Below are 22,293 nucleotides of genomic sequence, written 5' to 3'. Positions count from 1 at the left end.
CTCCGAATACATTAGCGCAAACCAACTCCGTTATTACTTAATTGTAGTTGCAATAACGGGGCGGACCATACATTTTTTATATGGAACAATCTGCCTGTTTATAGAAACGGTCGTAGTCAGGTAAGTGGTCTATTTTTACGTGCTGAACCTTCCATACTTGTTCCTTCATGAGAAACTGCAACGAAACCGTGACTGGCTGGTATACATCGCCAAAGCCGTTTACGGAAAGACACCCAACTCCTCCATCCTCACTATATGCTTCAAAGTAAGACAGCTCCGTAACCAAACTTGATGGGATGGATGACAAAAATGGAAATTGATGACCAAATTTTACTGGGTGAGATTTAATACTATTTAGCTCTTCAATCGATAGGTTTGGTCCTGCCATAGCTTCTACCACCTCGATATACTGCATCTTGTATAAATTATTGCGTATATCAAGGTAAGTATCGTGGAGTGGACTTGCTATGCACGGCGCTGAAACACTGAGTAAAACCGGAATAGGTAGAATTCTATTTATCATAACCAGCGAAACCCCAGCTTCACGGAGCGTTTGATCAATTTTACTCTTCTTAAATCTGTACTTACAAAGCCCCCACTCGCACTGCTCTAAAAGCTCTCGGACATTTACCTGCCCAGCAACACCAAAGGAAACAACACCAAAAAAAGAAACACTTCCACTGTATGTCAAAACACCATCACGAGTAGTTTTAAAAGTAACAGAAACTGCTTTTAATTTTATGCCCAGCTCTTCAACCATTTCTTTTGAAACTTCAAACTTAGTAAACCCAAGTTCACCAGATAAAGTTGCCTTACCAGACTCATCAACTGCTAACTTGAATCTTTGCCCTCCAGTAACTAGCTTGCTGGTAACGCCTTTATTGTGTTTGTAAGAAATCTCTACAAACTTCAGTAACTGTGCTTTTATTTCAACTTGCCTTGACATTATTTCCTCCCGAAATTGTTGAACATACTTCCGTATATTCAACTCAATCAAAAAACTACAATTCAAGCTGGAAGTACCTCAAATAAAAATGAAACTATCAAATCTATCAGACATAAAAAAACCGCTGATTGCTCAGCGGTTTTTGTTTTCGGTTCTCAATCTGCCTTATGGCATCTCGTCGAACTCTGCACCTTCTTTTTCTACTTGAGGTGGCATCAAGTGCTCTTTCTGGATACCCAGTTTTAGCGCTAGTGCTGATGCTACATAGATAGAAGAGTAAGTACCTACAGTGATACCTAGTAGAAGTGCGGTTGCGAAGCCGTGAATCATCGCACCACCTTGCATGAACAGTGCAATAACTACGAACAATGTCGTACCAGACGTAATCAATGTACGGCTCAATGTTTGAGTGATTGACGCATCCATGATGTCCGAAGGTTCGCCCTTACGCATCTTACGGAAGTTTTCACGAATCCGGTCGAATACAACGATGGTATCGTTGAGCGAGTAACCAACAACCGTAAGTAGCGCCGCTACGATGGTTAGGTCCACTTCAATTTGCATCAGTGAGAAGACACCCAGCGTGATAATGATATCGTGTGCCAGTGCCATTACCGCACCAGCCGCTAGACGCCATTCGAATCGCATTGATACGTAGATCAGGATACAGATCAGCGATACAAGAATCGCTAGACCACCCGCTTCCGTTAGCTCATCACCAACATTTGGACCTACAAACTCGATACGACGCATTTCTACGCTTTCACCCGTACCTTCTTTGATAGCACCAATGATTTGGTTACCTAGTGTTTCACCAGACATATCGTCACGAGGACGAAGACGAACCATTACATCACGAGCACTACCAAAGTTTTGTACTGTCGCATCGCCGAAGCCTTTTGAATCTAGTGCTGAACGAATCTCTTCAAGGTTTGCAGGTTGTTCAAAGCCCACCTCGATAAGCGTACCACCAGTAAAATCTAGGCCCCAGTTCAACCATTTGGTTGATAGCGTGAAGATAGAAGCTGCGATCATAACAATAGAGAATACGAACGCGACTTTCGACCAACGCATAAAGCCGATCGTGTTTTCTGCTTTTAGAATTTGAAACATATTAATTCCCAGCCTTAGATCGACAATTTATCAACGCGTTTGCCACCGTAAATCAGGTTCACGATACAACGTGTACCCACAATAGCGGTGAACATTGAAGTTAAGATACCGATAGATAGTGTTACCGCGAAACCTTTCACCGCGCCTGTACCTACTGCAAATAGAATGATTGCAGTGATAAGAGTTGTGATGTTCGCATCGGCGATAGTACTGAATGCGTTTGCGTAACCTTGGTGAATCGCTTGTTGTGGACTACGCCCATCTCGAAGTTCTTCACGGATACGCTCAAATATCAGTACGTTGGCATCGACTGCCATGCCGACCGTCAATACGATACCGGCAATACCCGGCAGCGTCATTGTCGCCCCCGGAATCATCGACATAACACCAATGATCAAAACCAAGTTCGCCATCAATGCAATATTGGCAATCAGACCAAAGCCACGGTAGTAAAGCAGCGTAAATAGCATTACGGCGACCATACCCCAGATACACGCTTGAATACCCATATCGATGTTTTGCTGACCCATTGATGGACCGATGGTTCGTTCTTCAACGATTGAGATAGGCGCAATTAGAGCACCAGCACGAAGTAGAAGTGCTAGGTTGTGAGCTTCAGCAGCAGAGTCGATACCGGTAATACGGAAGTTACGGCCAAGCGCAGACTGAATCGTTGCTTGGTTGATCACTTCTTCATGTTTATCCAGAATCACACGACCTTCTGGCGTACGACGACCACTATCTTTGTACTCTGCAAACACGGTTGCCATTAGCTTACCGATGTTCTTTTTAGAGAACGCAGACATCTTGTTACCACCTTCGCTGTCTAGCGAGATGTTAACCTGAGGACGACCGTATTCATCAACACTTGAACTTGCATCTGTGATGCTTTGGCCACCGAGAATTACGCGTTTCTTCAGAACAACAGGACGGCCATCGCGATCTTGCTTAATCTCGCTACCAGCTGGTGCTCGACCGTTTGCCGCAGCAGAAAGGTCAGCTTTGTCGTCGACTTCGCGGAATTCTAGTGTTGCCGTAGCACCTAGGATTTCTTTTGCTCGAGCGGTGTCTTGAACACCTGGCAATTCAACTACGATACGGCTAGCACCTTGACGTTGAACCAATGGCTCAGCAACACCAAGTTCATTTACACGGTTACGAAGAATCGTGATGTTTTGTTCTACTGCGTAGTTACGTATTTCTTGTAAACGTTGCTCGGTAAAGGTGGCAATCAACGCGTAACGACCATCAGAATCAGAATCGACAAAATTCATGTCTGGGTGATTCTTTTCTAACGTAGCTTTCGCTTCAGCTAGTTGCTCTTCATTACGTAGCAATACTTCCACGCCTTCTTTACCAGAAGGACGGATTGCGCGGTAGCGAATCTTAGCTTCACGAAGTTCACTACGGAAAGCTTCTTCTTGTTGACCAACCAGCTTTTCCATCGCCGCGTCCATATCCACTTCCATCAAGAAGTGAACACCACCTCGTAGGTCAAGACCTAGCTTAAGTGGTGACGCACCAATTGCTTCTAGCCAATCTGGCGTAGCTGGAGCAAGGTTGAGTGCAACAATTTTATCTTTGCCAAGCGCTTCACTGATGATATCGCGGGCACTGATTTGAGTGTCAGTGTCATTGAAACGAACAAGGATTGATCCATTCTCGAGAGCAATGGATTTATGAGAGAGATGCTCTTTATCAAGAGCTTTGGTGACAGCATCCAGCGTTGACATATCTACAGAGGCACCACGTGCCCCTGTAACTTGAATAGCCGGATCTTCACCGTAGATATTTGGAAGTGCGTACAACGCAGCGGTGATGATGGCAAAAAATACCATCAAGTACTTCCATAATGGGTAACGGTTTAGCACAGCGAGGATCCTTTAGCTGTTTTATAGAGACTTCAGCGTACCTTTTGGTAGCACTGCAGTTACGAAGTCTTTCTTGATTACAACTTCATTGTTTGCGTTAAGCTCAATTGAAATGTAGTCATTGTCTTCAGCGATTTTCGTGATTTTACCCACTAAACCACCGCTTGTTAGCACTTCATCGCCTTTGCCCATGGAAGACATCAGGTTTTTGTGCTCTTTTACACGCTTAGATTGTGGACGGTAGATCATGAAGTAGAAGATCACCGCGAACATGCCTAGCATGATTAGCATTTCAAAACCGCCGCCAGCTGGAGCGCCTTCTGCTGCTGCATGAGCTTGAGAAATAAACATTAAAACATCCTCATTATATTTTATTGATAATCCAACAAGTTGGGCTTTCGTAATTTAGATTCAAGTCTAAGAGTGAGTAATAGAGATCACCTTCTCAAAAATAACGTACGTTAGCCTACTTTATTAGCAAAAGCCTCTGGCGACATGCCAAAGGCTTTAATTCTTTTATGCTTTGCTTAGTGGTGGCACTTCGCGGTCACGACGAGCGTAAAACTCTTGAACAAACTCATCGAAACGGTCTTCATCAATCGCCGTGCGAATGCTTTCCATCAAACGCTGGTAGTAGCGCAAGTTATGGATAGTATTCAAACGCGCGCCTAGAATTTCATTACAACGCTCTAGGTGGTGAAGGTACGACTTGCTGTAGTTTTGACAAGTGTAACAGTCACAGTGCGGATCTAGCGGAGTTGTATCCGTTTTATGTTTCGCATTACGGATCTTGATCACACCACCAGTCACAAATAGGTGACCGTTTCGTGCATTACGCGTTGGCATTACACAGTCAAACATGTCGATACCGCGACGAACACCTTCAACCAAATCTTCCGGCTTACCTACGCCCATTAGGTAACGAGGCTTATCTTCTGGAAGCTGTGGACACGTGTGCTCAAGGATACGGTGCATGTCTTCTTTCGGTTCGCCTACTGCAAGACCACCAACTGCGTAACCATCAAAACCGATTTCAGTTAGACCTTTAACCGATACGTCACGTAGGTCTTCGTAAACACCACCTTGAACAATACCAAATAGGTTGTTCGGGTTTTCTAGCTTATCGAAGTGGTCACGTGAGCGTTGTGCCCAACGTAGTGACATTTCCATCGATTTTTTCGCTTCGTTGTGTGTCGCTGGGTATGGCGTACACTCGTCGAAGATCATGACGATGTCAGAACCTAGGTCTTTTTGGATTTCCATCGACTTTTCAGCGTCCATGAAAATCTTGTCGCCGTTTACAGGGCTGCGGAAGTGAACGCCTTTTTCGGTGATCTTACGCATTTTACCAAGGCTGAATACTTGGAAACCGCCTGAGTCAGTAAGAATAGGACCGTGCCAGTTCATGAAATCGTGCAGGTCACCATGCATTTTCATCACTTCTTGACCAGGACGTAGCCATAGGTGGAACGTGTTACCTAGCAGAATTTCTGCACCAGTGCCTTTTACTTCTTCCGGAGTCATGCCTTTAACCGTACCGTAAGTACCTACTGGCATGAATGCTGGAGTTTGAACAGTGCCACGTTCGAAGGTCAATTGACCACGACGCGCATTGCCGTTTTTCTTTTTAAGATCGAATGATAATTTCACGATGCCTCCGAGTGTCAGAGAAACAGTCTGACTATGTATCTTGGGGGTGTTCCCCACTTTAAGGAGCGGTCGCCTTCCTTGCGAGAGACAAAGCAGAAGTTCTACTCTGTTTCCTAGCGTACTGCTAGCACTCGTAAATCATTAGCTTTCTCCCCCTCCTAACCTCCCTCCTTTTACAAGAGAAGGGCTAGGGAGGGGTTAAAACATTATGCCGTTTTCTTCTTAATAAACATTGAGTCACCGTACGAGAAGAAACGGTATTGGTTATCCACAGCGTGCTTGTAAGCATTCATGGTGTTCTCGTAACCTGCGAATGCACTGACCAACATAATCAATGTTGACTCAGGCAAGTGGAAATTGGTGATCAAACAATCCACCAGCTGGTACTCGTAACCAGGGTAGATAAAGATTTCAGTATCACCAAAGAATGGCACCAATTCCGTGCCTTTCTTCAGAGCGTCTTGCGCTGCACTTTCAAGCGAACGAACTGACGTAGTACCTACGGCAACGATTCGGCCACCGCGTGCTTTAGCTGCATTAATCGCATCAACAACATCTTGCGGTACTTCAACGTATTCAGCGTGCATGTGATGATCGTTAATGTCGTCCACTTTCACTGGTTGGAACGTACCGGCACCAACATGAAGTGTTACGTAAGTAAACTCAGCGCCTTTCGCCTTGATCTTCTCAAGCAGAACATCATCAAAATGAAGGCCTGCCGTTGGTGCTGCAACCGCACCTGGCTTTTGGTTGTAAACCGTTTGGTAACGCTCTTTATCTGCGTCTTCATCTGGGCGGTCGATGTAAGGAGGAAGTGGCATGTGACCAATTTCTTCCAGAATGTCTAAAACCGTCTTATCAGACTCAAACTTCAGTTCAAAAAGAGCATCATGGCGAGCAACCATTTGCGCTGAATATTCATCGTTCTCGCCAACAATAATAGTCGAACCTGGCTTTGGTGATTTTGAACAACGAACGTGAGCCAGAATGCTCTTTTCGTCTAACATACGCTCTACCAACACTTCTAGTTTGCCGCCAGACTCTTTTCGACCAAACATACGCGCAGGGATAACGCGAGTATTATTGAAAACCACTAGATCACCAGCTTGAACTTGGTCCAACACATCAGTAAATGTGCCATCAATAAGTTCGCCAGTATTGCCATCCATTTGCAGCAGTCGGCTAGCGGTACGCTCTGGTTGAGGGTAGCGGGCGATAAGTTCATCTGGAAGGTCGAAATGGAAATCTGATACTTGCATGTTACTTGTCTTATATATTGGTCAAATCACGTCGAAAACGACGATAAAATTGCGACGAGTTTTTCGCAGCAGACTAGTATATGTTTACATGCTGCAATAGCAAGCAAATCCCCTTAGATTGACTGTAAAACCTTTCACTAGGAGTGTAATAAAACGTGAAAGTCTCAGGATTAGCGGCAATAAAAAAGCAGCGGAGTTCGCTGCTTATCTTTTCTATCTATTGCGGCCTGATTTTATACTTTACGTCGGCGCAACCATGTAAATGAGGCTAAAACACTCAGCCACCAAATTCCTAAGCTACCACCATCCTCTTCAGAGCCTCTAAAATCACAGTTGTTGGTCGCAATACCATCGTGACACTCTTCTTCTCCCCCATTGTCATCATTGGCCTCTTTAATAAAGTTGGGTTCAATGATGTAACTGTTTGGGGGGGCGTCAGCGGTAATGTAAGACTGTACCCAATCATGATATTGGCTCACTTTGGTGTAGAAACTTGGGATAGTAAGTGAACCACATGTCGGAAGAATAAGAGGAGCACCGCTTACAATGCCGATCTGCTTCCCCGTTGCGACATCGATGAGTGGACCACCACTGTCACCTTTACATGCAGAATTGCCATATTGGGTATTACTCTCTGAGTCCAGCACTTCATTCCGAGTTGGCAAAGTACATATTTTGGTTAAATTCTCACGTGAATCAATGATTCCCGGAAAGCTGCTGCCAATTTCTAAGCGCTCATAACATTTGTCGATGGGTAAAAAGGTGCTAATGGTGGTTTTAAGTGTATCTGAGGATTCAGACGCATCAGGTTGAGTAGTTCCCCAACCAAATACTTGCACGTTTTCCACACGCTGATTGGTTAGATAATTGTCGTTCCAATCTGCAGCCAGACGCGCCTCAATATTCTCCATCTCAGTTTTGTTTGCTAAGTCGGCAAATCTTGCATTCGCGACCGGACGAGTGAGATACAACAATGCGATATCAGAATCTAAACCCGTTTGAATGGGTTTGACGTTGCCGCTACTGTCGATGTCCGCTTTAGATATACGCGTGTAATCCGGATGCACTACCACATGTGAAACTGAATAGAAGTTATCAAGCCCTGCAGTATTTAGATCATACACATTGGCATTCACGGACAGTTCACCCGGAGGGGTCACATAATAGCTCGCTTCGTTGGTTCCCTGCCCCATCACCACACAGTGTGCCGCAGTTAATACCCATTGTTCCGTCAGCATGGTACCGCCACACAGCGGAAACTCTGCCATGTTACTTGCGCGTAAAGTCACACGATCAACCGGGTCGGTTTGCTCATCTCCTAACACAATCGCTTGAGCGGATTGCACACTGAATGCCGCCACTGCCAAAGCAATGAGCTTGTTGCATTTCGTTCGTTTCATTTAGGTTGTAATCTTCAATCTGGTAAGCCTGAGCATATCTTCTTCCACAGGCTTATCTTGGAAAATCAAGCAAGTAAAAATGTGCGATTCAACTCATTAGATTACATTCTGACCACATACCTTATCAGTGAAAAATGCAAACTGACTCGCATTGAGTTTTTCAACGGTAAACAGCAATAATTAACAAACCAATCAGTAGTAATTTCTTTGAACTATAGTGAAGGTGAGCATTTGCTCTTTGAACATTGATTGAGGTAAGTATGAAGATGTTAACTGTGGCGTTAAGTGCCGCCGTACTCGTGTTTTCTTCCGGTACACTCGCAAACTCTAACCACCAGAAGATCACCGCAATGCAACAAGCATGTGACTTAAAGCAGGTCCCTCGTTTATGTGCGGTCAACCTTCCTAATAAAAGCTATATCGGCCGATGTGTGGACGCGAAAGCTTATGGTCTTATCTGTGTGCATTTTAAGCAACGTTAAGAGTAACCAAAGCTAAGGTTTAAACTCCTTAGCTTTGGTTATTTATGATAGCGCTTACATCCTAACATCGCCCCAAATGAGTAGCTGGGATTATGGAAAACTCCAGTACATTCTCACATCTGATTGATCTCCATCTAATCGTTTTATTTTATTAGTGAAAAACGAGGCAGCTCCCAGATATACGGAAAAATATTCTCTATATTTAAAGGAAGGACAATGCCGCTGGAGGTCTCTATGATCAAGGTTGAAGACATGATGACTCGCAACCCTCATACCTTGCTGCGTGAGCACACATTACGTGACGCAAAAAGCATGATGGAAGCGCTTGATATTCGACATATTCCGGTTGTTGATGCCAATAAACACTTACAAGGCTTGGTGACTCAACGCGATATTCTTGCTGCACAAGAATCCTGTTTACACCCAGATGAGGCTGAACAATCTTTTACCCTCGACACCCCGCTTTATGAAATGATGCACACCAACATCATGACAGCAGAACCAAGAGCTGGATTAAAGCAAAGTGCTATCTATATGCAAAAACACAAAGTAGGCTGTTTGCCTGTGGTAACTAAAGGTCACTTAGTCGGAATTATCACCGACACAGACTTTGTTTCCATCGCAATCAACCTACTAGAGCTTCAGGAAGAAGTTGAACCTGAAGAGCTAGAAACAGAATAGTTTGAGCAGAGCTTATTGCACTCACAACAAATAAAAAGCAAAAAAAGAGCGGCTAATTCGCCGCTCAAGATGTCATTACTAACGTAGTAATTATAGACTCTATGCTTGTTAGAATTGGTCTTCTTCGGTAGACCCTGTCAGTGCTGTCACTGAAGATTGCCCGCCTTGGATAGTATTGGTCATTCTGTCAAAGTATCCCGTGCCAACCTCTTGTTGGTGCGCTACGAACGTATAGCCTTTTTCTGCCGCTTCAAACTCAGGACGCTGAACTTTCTCAACGTAATGACGCATGCCTTCGCCTTGTGCGTAAGCGTGTGCCAGTTCGAACATGTTGAACCACATGTTGTGAATACCTGCTAGCGTGATGAACTGGTACTTGTAGCCCATATTCGCCAGCTCTTGTTGGAACTTAGCAATGGTTTCTGCATCTAGGTTTTTCTCCCAGTTGAATGAAGGCGAACAGTTGTATGCCAATAATTGGTCTGGGTACTCGGCATGAATCGCTTCTGCAAACTTACGAGCTTCTTCTAAACATGGCGTTGCCGTCTCACACCAGATTAGATCCGCATATGGCGCGTAAGCTAGGCCACGAGAGATAGCTTGGTCGATACCTGCACGAACACGGTAGAAACCTTCTGGAGTGCGCTCTCCTTGAATAAAGTCTTTATCGTATGGGTCACAATCAGACGTTAGCAAGTCGGCTGCGTTTGCATCGGTACGCGCAATAACCAGTGTTGTTGTACCAGCAACATCCGCGGCTAGGCGAGCTGCTACCAGTTTTTGCACCGCTTCTTGAGTTGGAACCAATACTTTACCGCCCATGTGACCACATTTTTTCACTGATGCTAATTGGTCTTCAAAGTGAACACCTGCCGCACCTGCGTCGATCATCGATTTCATTAGCTCGTAAGCGTTAAGTACACCACCAAAGCCTGCTTCTGCATCCGCGACGATTGGTAGGAAGTAATCAATGCCGCCTTCATCTTCTGGCGATTTACCTGCTGTCCACTGGATTTGGTCTGCACGACGGAACGAATTATTGATGCGTTTAACGACCGAAGGAACAGAATCTACTGGATACAGAGATTGGTCTGGGTACATCGTAGACGCAGTATTGTTATCTGCCGCTACCTGCCAGCCAGATAGGTAAATCGCTTCGATACCTGCTTTCGCTTGCTGTACGGCTTGCCCCCCCGTTAGTGCACCAAGGCAGTTAACATAGCCTTTCTTTGAGCTACCGTTGACCAGTGACCAAAGTTTGTCAGCACCACGTTGTGCAATCGTGTTCGCAGGTACCATAGAACCACGCAGTGTTACTACTTCTTCCGCAGTGTAGGTGCGTTTTACGTTTTTCCAGCGTGGGTTGGTTGCCCAATCTTTTTCCAGAGCTTCAATTTGTTGGCGGCGAGTTAAGTTAGTCATTGGTCTATCCCTCTTATAATGTGCACTTGTGCATGTGCGTTGAGTTTTCCGTTCTCAGGCAGTACATCCTTATCTGCCTCGAATCTTTCACGTAGTCGTTAAACAAACACGTATTAGTTAAATAAACATGTATTAGTTAGATAAATTGAGTGTTTAAAATCTTTGGGTTAATCCAAGTAGTCATAACCTGGAATGGTTAAAAAGTTGGTCAGTTCATCGCTTGTGGTGAGCCTAGCCATCAAATCTGCCGCTTCTTCAAATCGACCAGCTTGGTAGCGCTGCTCGCCAATTTCTTGTTTCACGACTTCAATTTCTTCTTTCAGGTAGAGTTCGAACAGCTCTTTAGTGACCTTCAATCCATTGTCGAGCGACTTACCGTGTTGAATCCATTGCCAGATAGAAGCACGTGAGATTTCAGCCGTTGCTGCGTCTTCCATCAGTCCGTAAATCGGCACACAACCGTTGCCAGAAATCCAAGCTTCGATGTATTGCAGCGCAACGCGGATGTTATGGCGCATGCCCTCTTCTGAACGTTCACCTTCGCACGGTTCAAGCAGCTCTGCGGCGGTTATTGGTGCGTCTTCTGAGCGGTTCACATCCAATTGGTTGGTGCGCTGCCCCAGCGTGGCACTGAACACTTCCATTGCGGTGTCTGCCAACCCCGGGTGAGCAACCCAAGTTCCGTCGTGACCGTTGTTAGCTTCTAGCGATTTATCGTTGTGGATCTTATCCAGTACTTTTTGGTTTTCTTGTGGGTCTTTAGCCGGAATAAAAGCTGCCATGCCGCCCATCGCAAATGCGCCACGTTTATGACAAGTACGCACCAACAATCTTGAGTAAGCGTTGAGGAATGGCTTGTCCATGGTTACCACTTGGCGATCTGGTAGTACACGATCTGGGTGTTTTTTCAGTGTCTTAATGTAGCTAAAGATGTAATCCCAGCGACCACAGTTCAAACCAACGATGTGTTCTTTCAGTGAGAACAGAATCTCATCCATTTCGAATACGGCTGGTAAGGTTTCAATCAGTACAGTCGCTTTGATGGTGCCTGTATCCAAACCGAAATACTCTTCGGTGAAATGGAACACTTCGCTCCACCACTTCGCTTCATGATGCGATTGCAGTTTTGGAATGTAGAAGTAAGGACCGCTTCCCTTTTTCAGTAGCGCTTTATAGTTGTTGTAGAAGTACAGAGCGAAATCGAATAGCGCACCTGGAATGATCTGACCGTGCCACGTTACGTGTTTTTCTTCTAGATGCAGTCCGCGAACACGGCAGATCAACACCGCTGGGTCTTCTGCCAGCTGATAGTGCTTGCCATTGTCAGGATTGGTGTAGCTGATGGTGCCATTAACAGCATCGCGCAAGTTAATTTGACCATCCAGAACTTTACTCCACGCAGGGGACATCGAATCTTCGAAGTCTGCCATGAACACTTTTACATTCGCATTCAGTGCGTTAATCACCATTTTGCGATCAGTTGGTCCTGTAATCTCCACTCGGCGATCTTGCAGATCTTGCGGGATTCCGAGGATCTTCCAGCTTCCTTCACGAATGTCTTGTGTCTCTGGTAAAAAGTCTGGCAGTTCACCAGCGTCGATGCGTGCTTGCTTTCCTTCTCGTGCTTCCAGCAACTGTTCAACACGTCCGGCAAATTTTTCACACAGTAGAGATAAAAAGGTTTGGGCTTCAACAGGGAAAATTGCTTGATGTTCAGGAGCAACGACTCCATTCACCTCAAGCATGCCTTGGGTTTGCTTTAGTTGTTGTGTTTTTTGTTCTGTCTGAGCAAGCATAATCATTCATCCTTAACGTGCTTTATCCATCTTGGGCAGTCAGCCTAAAGCTACATTTGTAAGTTATGAACAACAAATTACATCCTTCGATTTGGTGTTCACTTCGCTTCGTTGTGTCTATACCTTGCGCAACCTGAATTGCTTTTTCAATCTAGACATAAGTCTTACAAGCCTTTAATTAAGCTAACCCAACAAAGGTTTAAGCGAAACCCCTCAAGTAAACAAAACGTTAAATTCAAAGTTTTATTCGGTATCAAACAAGCGTTTGATTTTTGAGTTCAATTTGTAAGTTATTACGTAATTAAATTACATTAAATTTACAGGTTATTTTTGAATTCAAACAAGCGTATGAATAGTGAGGCAGGAGAAAAACCCTTGTATTCACAAGGGCTAGGAAGAGGAAATTAAACGCGACTTAAACGCGTTACGCAGGCAGTTGTGTAAAATTAACATTGTGAAATTTCACTATTTTATGAAAGCTTCATGAAAGTTCATCTGTAAAATTTTACAAGTCAAAGTTCACGCACAGAATAAAATCCTAAAAAGCGCACTATTTCTAGTGCGCTTTTTGATATTAGATCGGGAGTAGCAGGCTAATACTAATCGCTAAAGCAGTTCAGAGACGACTTCTGCCAATTGATTGAAAGTGTTTGATCGTGACGAGCTTGGACGCCAAACCAAACCAATATCGCGATATGCTTGCTGACCTGGAGGGTCGATCACCACTAAGTTCTGGTTGTGTAGCAAACCATGATCAATCGCCATTTGCGGGATAAACGTGGTGCCCAGACCATTCGCCACCATTTGCACCAATGTATGAAGACTGGTTGCGGTGAATGGGTTGATCTTCTCTTTGTCCGTTAGCTTACATGCTGAAACCGCGTGCTCTGTAAGACAGTGCTCTTTCTCTAATAAGAAGACGGATTCATCTGGCAAGTCTGCATAACGGATCGGTACAGGTACGGAATCTGCTTGATTGGCGCTGATCACCATGCGAAACGGATCTTGACCGACTACACGACTTTCCATTCCTTCTATCTCTACAGGCAGAGCCAGAATCAATACGTCCAACTCACCGTGGCGAAGCGCTTGCAGCAAGTTAGTCGTGGTGTCTTCTCTTAATAGAAGATTTAATTGCGGGAAGCGGTAGTTCACCTCTTGAACAAGATCGCACAATAAGAAAGGTGCTATGGTCGGAATACAACCGACTTTAAGCTGCCCTTCCATATCATCGCCTTGGCATAAGCGACCCAGTTCAACAAGATCTTGCCCTTTGGCGAGCAATTCTCGACCTTGCTGCACCACCATTTCACCAGCTTGAGTGAAGACTAATGGGCTTTTTTTATCTTTCTTTTCGTAAAGTGGACAACCAATCAACTCTTCAAGGTTTTGGATGCCTTTACTTAAGGTGGATTGACTGACAAAACAACGCTCAGCAGCATCACTAAAATGTCGAGTTTCGTGCAGAGTGACCAAATAGTGTAACTGCTTCAAGCTAGGCCATTTATTCATAATTCTATTTGTATCTATTGCTGTTCCAGTGATCGAGATAATAGTTTTGGTGTTATCGCTTTTTTCGATGAACTCAATCTATTTATTTCGCTTTTTTCAATACTACAATCTGTACTATAGTTTGTCTCGCACAAACACGGACCAAACCTAAATAACTGAATGTAGGTTTGGAGCAAACAAAATTTTTAGGAGCAAAAAAATGGTACTAGTAGGTCGTCAAGCCCCTGACTTTACTGCAGCAGCTGTTCTAGGTAACGGTGAAATCGTTGAAAACTTCAACTTTGCAGAATTCACTAAAGGTAAGAAAGCAGTAGTATTCTTCTACCCACTAGATTTCACGTTCGTTTGCCCATCTGAACTAATCGCATTCGACAACCGTCTAGCTGATTTCCAAGCTAAAGGTGTTGAAGTAATCGGTGTTTCTATCGATTCTCAGTTCTCTCATAACGCATGGCGTAACACTGCTATCGAAGATGGCGGTATCGGTCAAGTTAAATACCCTCTAGTTGCTGACGTTAAGCACGAAATCTGTAAAGCGTACGATGTAGAGCACCCAGAAGCAGGCGTTGCTTTCCGTGGTTCTTTCCTAATCGACGAAGACGGTCTTGTACGTCACCAAGTAGTTAACGATCTACCTCTAGGTCGTAACATCGACGAAATGCTACGCATGGTTGATGCTCTTAACTTCCACCAGAAGCACGGCGAAGTATGTCCTGCACAATGGGAAGAAGGTAAAGCAGGTATGGACGCATCTCCAAAAGGTGTTGCAGCGTTCCTATCTGAGCACGCAGACGACCTAAGCAAGTAATAGACACTGCCGCCCAAGCTCAATGGGCGTGTTGGTTGGATGTATATATAAAGCAAAAAGCTATAGCGGGAAAACCGCAAACGCCAATCAGTCTAAGTAAAGTCTTAAAAAAGCCCAGAGTTTTGCTCTGGGCTTTCTTTTTATCTGTATTTTTGAAAAGCAAAAGAGGTAAACCGCGTGCAAAAAGTTTACCTCTATTTCCCTGCCTCTCTATAAAGATTCTCCTCTTTCGTCCTGCTAGTATTTGCTGTAATTACAATAATTCAGGACAACCTCATGAACACTCAATTAGAAGTCTGTATTGATAACATTGAATCTCTCCACAACGCGATTGCCGGTGGTGCAACCCGCATCGAGCTCTGCTCTTCACTTGCTTTGGGTGGCTTAACCCCAAGCTATGGCTTTATGCAGCAAGCCGCTAAATGCTCTACTATTCCGGTTTACGCGATGATTCGCCCTCGCCAAGGCGACTTCTTATACAGTGAGGAAGAAATCGAAATGATGCGTTGGGATATTGAAGCCGCTAAACAAGCAGGCTTGAATGGTGTCGTGCTCGGCGTGCTCACTCAAGACGGCGACATTCATATGCCGTACGCAACGGCACTGTGTGAATTTGCTCAAGCGCTTGGCTTAGGCGTGACTTTCCACCGTGCCTTTGACCAGTGTCGCGATGCTGAAAAAGCGTTAGAAGAAGTGATCAGCTTAGGCTGTGAACGCATTTTGACTTCGGGACTTGCGCCTTCAGCACCACAAGGGATCGATGTGCTCAGAGCTTTGGTTGAGCAAGCGCAGGGACGCATTGCGATCATGGCGGGCGCCGGTGTGAATGCAGACAATGTAGGCCAGATCGTGGAGCAAGCCAAAGTCACCGAAGTGCATTTATCTGGCAAGACAACTCGCCCTAGTCACATGACCTTTATGGCCGAGCAAAGCAAAATGGGCGCTGCCGATGTGAATGACTTTTCGATTCCAGTCACTAACACTGAAGCTATCGCGAACATGGTAACAGCTCTCAATTAAGCGCTTTCAAATCCCGTCTTTGGTTATTGAGTGCTAACATATTGATAAATAAGGACTGGAGGAAACATGACGAAACTGAAGAAAAAGGAATACGAAGAAGCACTAGAACATCTGCAAATTGAATTAGTTAAGCTCCAAGAGTGGGTCAAACACAAAGGGCTTAAAGTCGTGGTACTGTTTGAAGGGCGCGACGCCGCTGGCAAAGGTGGCACCATCAAACGCATCACTGAAAAACTCAACCCTCGAGTCTGCCGTATCGCAGCCCTTCCCGCCCCAACAGAAAAAGAAAAAACACAATGGTACTTCCAGCGCTATGTGGCACACCTGCCTGCTGCCGGAGAAATCGTGTTGTTTGACCGCAGTTGGTACAACCGTGCCGGTGTAGAGAAAGTCATGGGCTTTTGTACTCCCGACCAATATGAGGAATTCCTTCGTTCCTGCCCTGAATTCGAGCGCATGTTGCAACGCTCTGGCATCATCTTAATTAAGTACTGGTTTTCAGTCTCCGATGAAGAGCAAGAAAAGCGTTTCTTAGAACGTATCAATACCCCTATCAAACGTTGGAAGTTCAGCCCGATGGATTTGGAATCACGTAACCGCTGGGCAGAATATTCAGAAGCAAAAGATAAGATGTTTGCCTACACAGACACGAAAAACTGTCCTTGGTGGGTGGTCCCTTCTGATGATAAAAAGAAAGCTCGGCTGAACTGTATCAGTCATTTACTCAGCCAAGTCGAGTACGAAGAACTTGAGCATCCCGTTATCGAATTACCAGAGCTGAGTAAAGAAGGTTATGTTCGTGCCCCTATCGACGATCAAACCTTTGTCCCTGATAAATACTAGAGAGACACCATGGCGAAAGACTTGTTTCATACCCTTGATCTGAACTTACTCAAAACCTTTATGATTTTGATGCAAGAGCGAAACATGCGTAAAGCGTCACAACGTCTATTGGTCTCGCAGCCAGCAATCAGCCAAGCATTACAAAAACTGCGTCATCACTTTGATGACGAACTGTTTGTGAAAGTAAAAACAGGTCTTGAACCGACACCTTTCGCCGAATCTCTCGCCAACGATATTACGCCGCACCTCGATGGTTTAGCTGCCGCAGTTAATCGCTCCCATCAGTTTGATCCTATCGAAGTGGACAACAAAATACGTATTGCGCTTGCGCCAATTACAATGACTTGCTTGCCCGGTTTCCTCTTCGAACAAATTAGAATATTAGCTCCTAACGCCCAACTTGAACTGGTCGGTTGGTCAAACAGTACTGTGGATGAGATCTTAAAGGGTGAAACCCTGATGGGCGTAAACTACGAATTACTTCTAACCAACAAAGAGATCTACACGCCGAAGCTACTGGATTTGAAAGGGCGTATTTTTGTCCGCGAAGATCACCCAATCACCAAACCTCATGTTGAACCACATGATCTTGGCGGTTACCCAATTGCTTCTTTAATTTCTCCAGGGTGGAACGACAAATTTAGCTATGCATCTGAACTTCTAACCGAAATGGGCGTTGAACACAGCATTGGATTTCGCTCAGAAATGGTCTCTGCAATACTTGATGTCGTCAAACACACCGACATGTATTTACCTCACTCCAATTTACTTCCGGTTGAGCAATTTCCGGGATTAAGAGCCGTTGACGTCACGATTGATGGTCAACCACAAATGAAGTCTGTACATTGCCACATGCACGTCCGAAACCGGAATAACCCTTTAGTAAAATGGTTAACAGAGCTTATTCAACAAGGCCTAAAGTTACAGGCTGATAAGATTTGATTATCACCGAGATAATGATAGCCATTTAGTCATAAATCATACTTCTCAATAAGATAGCCCTGCTTTAAGGGAAATAACAAAAAGCGATTGCTTACAGTAAGGATGCTGTCCCTCGTTTACTTATTGAGAGTTCAGACATGTCTAAAAAAATTGTAAAGCTTACCGCTGCTTACACCCTTCTTGCATCTTTCAGCTCAATTGCAGCTGTTATCCCAGATCCAGGCATTCCAACCAACCCAATTCAAGGTGTGCCAGAGCAACCTCTTCTACCAGAAGTTGATAACGGTGTTCCTGGTGTGCCAGATCGTCCACGCCCAGATTTACCGCCAACACCACCAATTGAAGCGGCGCCTGAACATCCAACGCTTCCAGAAGTAGATAATGGCGTTCCTCATGTTCCGGATCGCCCAACGCCACAGCTGCCATCAAACCCTATCGAAAATAATCCAACGGATGACCGTCTAAACCACTTAGAAGGCTTGGCTGCAGAATACAACTACCGCTTAAACCAGCAAGCAGAACAAATGGACGGAATCCGAGCAAGCTTACACGCTGTCACTAATGCTCGACCTTACGCGACAAGTGGTGAACTGGCTATCGGTGCAGGTGTTGGCTTCTCAGGTAGCAAAGAAGCGGTCGCGGTTGGCGGTGCTTACGGTCTAACAGACCAAGTTAGTTTATCAGGCACCTTCCACTACGAATCATCGGGTAAGTACTCCTCCTCTGACGTTGCTGGCGGCGTTGGTGTCCAAATTAGCTTTAGATAAAAACTGCACTCAATAAGTCCATAGCCAAGGAAGGCTTTTATTTAGGTAACTCTATGAAACGCAAATTCTTTCTCGCTGCCCTTATTCTCGCTCCTATTAGCGTCCAAGCTTCAGGTATTTATGTCTCTCCAGAAGTTAAGATTGGCTCATTTCGAGGGGCAGGTATCCAACTGGGGGCAACTGATATTGCGGGCTTTGATGCGCTGTATTTTGATTACTCTCAGATTACTTATAAGAGCGGTAATTATGATGAAATCATTGACGCCTACCGTATTGGCTTTCAACACTTATTTGGTCATCAACCACAGATGGGATTTCAAGCGAGCTTAGGATTAGCGCAGTACGATGGAACGTATCGCAATGAACGAAGAGATGCGAACGGATTGAGTATTGGTGGCGCTTACGTATATCAAGTTAACCCAATATTGTCGGTAAGAGCAGGGGCGGATTTAGACGTTTTCATGAACGATAAAACCCACACCTTTACTGATACGGCAATTAACTTTTCTCTGGGCTTTGGTCTGCGCCTTTAAGACTTACTTCAGTACGTCATCGATGCTTTGATCACCAAGGTGACGTACGTCTTTGCCTTTCACGAAATAAATGATGTATTCACAGATGTTTTGACAACGATCGCCCACACGCTCAATGGCACGTGCCGACCACATCACTTGCAGGATATGCGGAATATTTTTCGGGTCTTCCATCATGTATGTCATCAACTGACGAATCACCGCTTCGTATTCCGCATCCAACTTATCATCGAGCTTATGCACTTCTGCTGCGGCTTCTACGTCCATACGCGCAAATGCATCTAACACTTGGTGTAGCATCTGGATCGCTTGACGACATAGTGGCTCTAACGAGACTTGGAATTGACGCTCTTGCGATGATGGGCTTTCAATTGCGACATAAGCAATGCGCGTCGCAACATCACCAATACGCTCAAGATCGGTGATGGTCTTAATAATCGCCATGATCAAACGTAAGTCTTTTGCAGTTGGCTGACGCTTGGCAATGATACGGGTACAAGCATCATCAATAGACACTTCCATCGCGTTCACTTTATGATCATCACGCACAACTTTACGCGCCAGTTCGATATCTTCCTTATGCAAGGCTTGAATAGCATACGAGAGTTGCTGCTCTACCAAGCCGCCCATGGTAAGTACATGGGTACGAATCGATTCTAGCTCTACGTTAAATTGTCCTGAGATGTGACGTCCAAAGTGCATGGCTTTCCTTTAATCCTTAAGAGATCGTAACTTAACCGTAACGACCGGTGATGTAATCTTCGGTTTGTTTCTTCATTGGAGAAGTGAAGATCGAATCCGCATCCGAGTATTCAATCAACTTACCCATATGGATAAATGCAGTGTGATCACTGACACGCGCTGCTTGTTGCATGTTATGGGTAACGATAACCACAGTATATTGAGTCTTGAGCTCATTGATAAGCTCTTCAATAGTTAAAGTTGATATTGGGTCCAATGCCGATGTCGGTTCATCCAATAATAGAACTTCAGGTTCGATAGCGACGGCACGAGCAATCACCAAACGCTGTTGTTGGCCGCCAGAAAGTCCAAATGCGTTTTCATGCAGACGGTCTTTTACTTCGTCCCATAATGCCGCAGAGCGTAGTGAACGCTCGACCGCATCATCCAACATGCGACTGTTCTTCACACCTTGCAGACGAAGGCCATAAACCACGTTTTCGTAAATCGACTTAGGGAATGGGTTTGGGCGCTGGAATACCATGCCAACTCGGCGACGCAGCGTGGCGACATCCACACTTGGGTTGTAGACGTTCTTACCATGCAGACGTACTTTACCCGTCACTTTACAACCTTCAACTAAGTCGTTCATTCGGTTGATACAGCGCAGCAGTGTGGATTTTCCACAACCTGACGGGCCGATGAACGCCGTTACGCGCCCTTTCGGAATACGCATGGAGATATCATGTAGCGCCTGAGCCTGACCATAGAAAAGATTAAGGTTCTCAATCGAGATAGCCGTTTGTTCATCCGTCAGGTTATGCACATCCAATGGTGGCTCGTAACCCAATGTATTATCAAAGTTAAACATGCTTAATCTTGTCCTAAAGTTCTGTATTTCTCTCGCAGATTATTACGAATGCTGATTGCTGTTAAGTTTAGTCCGACAATAACCGTCACGAGTAAGAAAGAAGTCGCGTAAACCAGCGGACGCGCAGCTTCGATATTCGAAGTCTGGAAGCCAACATCGTAAATGTGGAAGCCTAGGTGCATAAACTTTCTGTCCAAGTGCACATAAGGGAATTGCCCATCCACTGGCAAGCTAGAAGCTAACTTCACAACGCCTACCAGCATCAATGGCGCCACTTCCCCCGCAGCTCGGGCAATTGCGAGAATTAAACCTGTAATGATCGCAGGGGTTGCCATAGGCAATACCACACGCCACAACGTTTCGAACTGCGTTGCGCCCAACGCCAACGAACCATGACGAACAGAGCTAGGAATACGGGTTAAGCCCTCTTCCGTGGTGACAATCACCACCGGTAACGTCAAGACAGCCAGAGTCAGTGCTGACCACAATAAGCCAGGCGTGCCAAAGGTTGGAGCAGGTAATCGCTCGGCGTAAAACAGGTTATCGATAGAGGCGCCAATAGTGTAAACAAAAAAGCCTAAACCAAACACGCCGTAAACGATCGAAGGAACACCAGCAAGATTAATAACTGCAATACGAATCACGCGAGTAAGAGCATTGTTCTTGGCATACTCATGTAAGTAAATCGCCGCAACTACGCCCAATGGCATCACGATGATAGACATGATGATAACCAAGAAAACCGTACCGAAAATTGCCGGAAAAACACCACCTTCAGAGTTCGATTCGCGAGGGTCTTCGGATAAGAACTTCCAAACCTGTTTCCCCCAATGGGCAACCTTCTCAGGCAATGACATTTGGTTTGGATACCAGTAGTCCAAAATATCTTCTAACGGAATCGCAACCTGAGTTCCAGTCATGTCTTCGACAATGAGAGAATAATCAGAGAAGCCTAAACGTAACCCATCAAGCTGAGTATCTAGCTTCGCGAGTTCCGCTTCAATTTCGGCTTTTCGTTGGCTATTGTTCACCAAAAACTCGTCCGTGATGGTGTCGTTGAGCTCGTGCTTGCGTTTATCTAAGCGAAGCTGCTCTAACTGCCACCCCAAGTCTTTTACTTGATCATCCACCAACATATCAATTTCATGATGTAAGGTTTCTGCATCATCGAGCTTCTGATCCAAAAGCGTTTGGATGTTGTTTTCGTAGCGTTTTTTCCCGTCTTGGAAGGCTACAAATTTACCGAAGAAGTAGCCACCACTGCTGCGTTCGATCACCGCCCATTCACTCGGCGTCGTCGGATCATCCAACTGTATTTTCAGCACAGAAATAAAATCTGATGGATACAATTCACGGTTAGCAATTTTGATGTTTAAGCGCGTCGCGAATTCTTCATCATCCTCGAGTTTATTCGCCGCATCTTCTGGTAGGTAACTTCTTGGTACAAAACTGCGCTCGTAAACTTGACCAACAAGAGTCGAGTTTTCATGCAACACTTCGCCCTGCACAGGAGTCAGCGCAGCAACATTCCATTGATAAAGTGGCGCGGGCCAGAAGTATGTGAGTCCCTTCCAACCAATCAACAGCAATAAACCAAGGACAGAAAGCAAGCTGATGCTTACCGCTCCCCCAGTTAACCATATCCAAGGTGCGCCAGAACGAATCCAATTTAACACGCTATTACTCGCTCTTTCAT

The 22,293-nt window shown here is 45.1% G+C and carries 21 protein-coding genes; 8 read left to right on the top strand and 13 right to left on the bottom strand.

Translation table 11 applies throughout. The features are described 5' to 3' along the window. Positions 1–76 precede the first annotated feature (76 nt). The 7 genes from OQJ86_RS21845 to OQJ86_RS21815 form a co-directional block, all read right to left on the bottom strand. Positions 77–946: a hypothetical protein gene (locus OQJ86_RS21845; RefSeq protein WP_265990828.1), complete on the bottom strand. Its 870-nt coding sequence runs from the start codon at positions 944–946 to the stop codon at positions 77–79. 165 nt (positions 947–1,111) lie between these two features. After that, positions 1,112–2,059 (bottom strand): protein translocase subunit SecF, encoded by a 948-nt coding sequence (gene secF, locus OQJ86_RS21840; RefSeq protein ID WP_038869569.1) that lies wholly within the window; start codon positions 2,057–2,059, stop codon positions 1,112–1,114. Positions 2,060–2,073: 14 nt separating this feature from the next. Further along, a complete protein-coding gene (secD, locus tag OQJ86_RS21835) occupies positions 2,074–3,930 on the bottom strand; it encodes a protein translocase subunit SecD (RefSeq protein WP_080774369.1) in 1,857 nt (618 codons plus the stop codon). Between the two features lie 21 nt (positions 3,931–3,951). After that, positions 3,952–4,281: a preprotein translocase subunit YajC gene (yajC, locus tag OQJ86_RS21830; RefSeq protein ID WP_010446143.1), complete on the bottom strand. Its 330-nt coding sequence runs from the start codon at positions 4,279–4,281 to the stop codon at positions 3,952–3,954. A 165-nt stretch (positions 4,282–4,446) separates the two neighbouring features. Then, on the bottom strand, positions 4,447–5,580 hold the full coding sequence (tgt, locus tag OQJ86_RS21825) for a tRNA guanosine(34) transglycosylase Tgt (protein ID WP_039977015.1): 1,134 nt from the start codon (positions 5,578–5,580) through the stop codon (positions 4,447–4,449). A gap of 206 nt (positions 5,581–5,786) precedes the next feature. Next, entirely contained in the window at positions 5,787–6,839 is a 1,053-nt protein-coding gene (queA, locus tag OQJ86_RS21820; RefSeq protein ID WP_265990822.1) for a tRNA preQ1(34) S-adenosylmethionine ribosyltransferase-isomerase QueA, read from the bottom strand. 233 nt (positions 6,840–7,072) lie between these two features. Then, positions 7,073–8,239, bottom strand: a complete 1,167-nt coding sequence (locus tag OQJ86_RS21815) for a trypsin-like serine protease (protein ID WP_265990820.1) — start codon at positions 8,237–8,239, stop codon at positions 7,073–7,075. Between the two features lie 260 nt (positions 8,240–8,499). On the opposite strand from OQJ86_RS21815, the gene OQJ86_RS21810 reads away from it, so the two are divergent. Then, a complete protein-coding gene (locus tag OQJ86_RS21810) occupies positions 8,500–8,721 on the top strand; it encodes a hypothetical protein (RefSeq protein WP_042606299.1) in 222 nt (73 codons plus the stop codon). Positions 8,722–8,955: 234 nt separating this feature from the next. After that, positions 8,956–9,402, top strand: a complete 447-nt coding sequence (locus OQJ86_RS21805) for a CBS domain-containing protein (protein ID WP_095760575.1) — start codon at positions 8,956–8,958, stop codon at positions 9,400–9,402. Positions 9,403–9,510: 108 nt separating this feature from the next. Here the strand turns inward: OQJ86_RS21805 and aceA are convergent, their stop codons facing one another. The 3 genes from aceA to OQJ86_RS21790 form a co-directional block, all read right to left on the bottom strand. Then, positions 9,511–10,824 carry an isocitrate lyase gene (gene aceA / locus OQJ86_RS21800; protein WP_038878398.1) on the bottom strand — a complete coding sequence of 438 codons (1,314 nt, stop codon included), beginning with the start codon at positions 10,822–10,824 and terminating at the stop codon, positions 9,511–9,513. A 167-nt stretch (positions 10,825–10,991) separates the two neighbouring features. Further along, positions 10,992–12,620 (bottom strand): malate synthase A, encoded by a 1,629-nt coding sequence (aceB, locus tag OQJ86_RS21795; RefSeq protein WP_265990815.1) that lies wholly within the window; start codon positions 12,618–12,620, stop codon positions 10,992–10,994. A 606-nt stretch (positions 12,621–13,226) separates the two neighbouring features. Then, positions 13,227–14,132 (bottom strand): hydrogen peroxide-inducible genes activator, encoded by a 906-nt coding sequence (locus tag OQJ86_RS21790; protein ID WP_005424789.1) that lies wholly within the window; start codon positions 14,130–14,132, stop codon positions 13,227–13,229. A gap of 199 nt (positions 14,133–14,331) precedes the next feature. Between OQJ86_RS21790 and OQJ86_RS21785 the strand changes: the two genes are divergently transcribed. The 6 genes from OQJ86_RS21785 to OQJ86_RS21760 all read left to right on the top strand — a co-directional run bounded on the left by OQJ86_RS21785 (position 14,332) and on the right by OQJ86_RS21760 (position 19,045). Beyond that, positions 14,332–14,940: a peroxiredoxin C gene (locus tag OQJ86_RS21785; protein ID WP_005424820.1), complete on the top strand. Its 609-nt coding sequence runs from the start codon at positions 14,332–14,334 to the stop codon at positions 14,938–14,940. A 276-nt stretch (positions 14,941–15,216) separates the two neighbouring features. Then, positions 15,217–15,960, top strand: a complete 744-nt coding sequence (locus OQJ86_RS21780) for a copper homeostasis protein CutC (protein WP_265990812.1) — start codon at positions 15,217–15,219, stop codon at positions 15,958–15,960. Between the two features lie 66 nt (positions 15,961–16,026). Beyond that, positions 16,027–16,803 (top strand): polyphosphate kinase 2, encoded by a 777-nt coding sequence (ppk2, locus tag OQJ86_RS21775; RefSeq protein ID WP_042606303.1) that lies wholly within the window; start codon positions 16,027–16,029, stop codon positions 16,801–16,803. Positions 16,804–16,812: 9 nt separating this feature from the next. Then, the gene (locus OQJ86_RS21770) at positions 16,813–17,745 is read left to right on the top strand and encodes a LysR family transcriptional regulator (RefSeq protein ID WP_042606304.1); all 933 of its coding nucleotides are present in this window, start codon (positions 16,813–16,815) and stop codon (positions 17,743–17,745) included. Between the two features lie 137 nt (positions 17,746–17,882). Continuing rightward, positions 17,883–18,512, top strand: coding sequence for a YadA C-terminal domain-containing protein (locus OQJ86_RS21765; protein WP_265990809.1), 630 nt, complete (start codon positions 17,883–17,885; stop codon positions 18,510–18,512). A 53-nt stretch (positions 18,513–18,565) separates the two neighbouring features. Continuing rightward, positions 18,566–19,045: a hypothetical protein gene (locus OQJ86_RS21760; protein ID WP_265990807.1), complete on the top strand. Its 480-nt coding sequence runs from the start codon at positions 18,566–18,568 to the stop codon at positions 19,043–19,045. Positions 19,046–19,048: 3 nt separating this feature from the next. Here the strand turns inward: OQJ86_RS21760 and phoU are convergent, their stop codons facing one another. The 3 genes from phoU to pstA are packed head-to-tail and all read right to left on the bottom strand — an operon-like array spanning position 19,049 to position 22,273. Next, a complete protein-coding gene (gene phoU, locus OQJ86_RS21755; protein WP_005424791.1) occupies positions 19,049–19,747 on the bottom strand; it encodes a phosphate signaling complex protein PhoU in 699 nt (232 codons plus the stop codon). Positions 19,748–19,778: 31 nt separating this feature from the next. Next, positions 19,779–20,597 carry a phosphate ABC transporter ATP-binding protein PstB gene (gene pstB / locus OQJ86_RS21750; RefSeq protein ID WP_005424834.1) on the bottom strand — a complete coding sequence of 273 codons (819 nt, stop codon included), beginning with the start codon at positions 20,595–20,597 and terminating at the stop codon, positions 19,779–19,781. Between the two features lie 2 nt (positions 20,598–20,599). After that, on the bottom strand, positions 20,600–22,273 hold the full coding sequence (gene pstA / locus OQJ86_RS21745) for a phosphate ABC transporter permease PstA (protein ID WP_042606306.1): 1,674 nt from the start codon (positions 22,271–22,273) through the stop codon (positions 20,600–20,602). Between the last annotated feature and the right edge of the window lie 20 nt (positions 22,274–22,293).

Origin of the sequence: Vibrio sp. Sgm 5 (genome assembly GCF_026241575.1) — a bacterium.
GTDB lineage: Bacteria > Pseudomonadota > Gammaproteobacteria > Enterobacterales > Vibrionaceae > Vibrio > Vibrio jasicida.
This window is presented reverse-complemented; position numbering and strand designations above follow the sequence as displayed.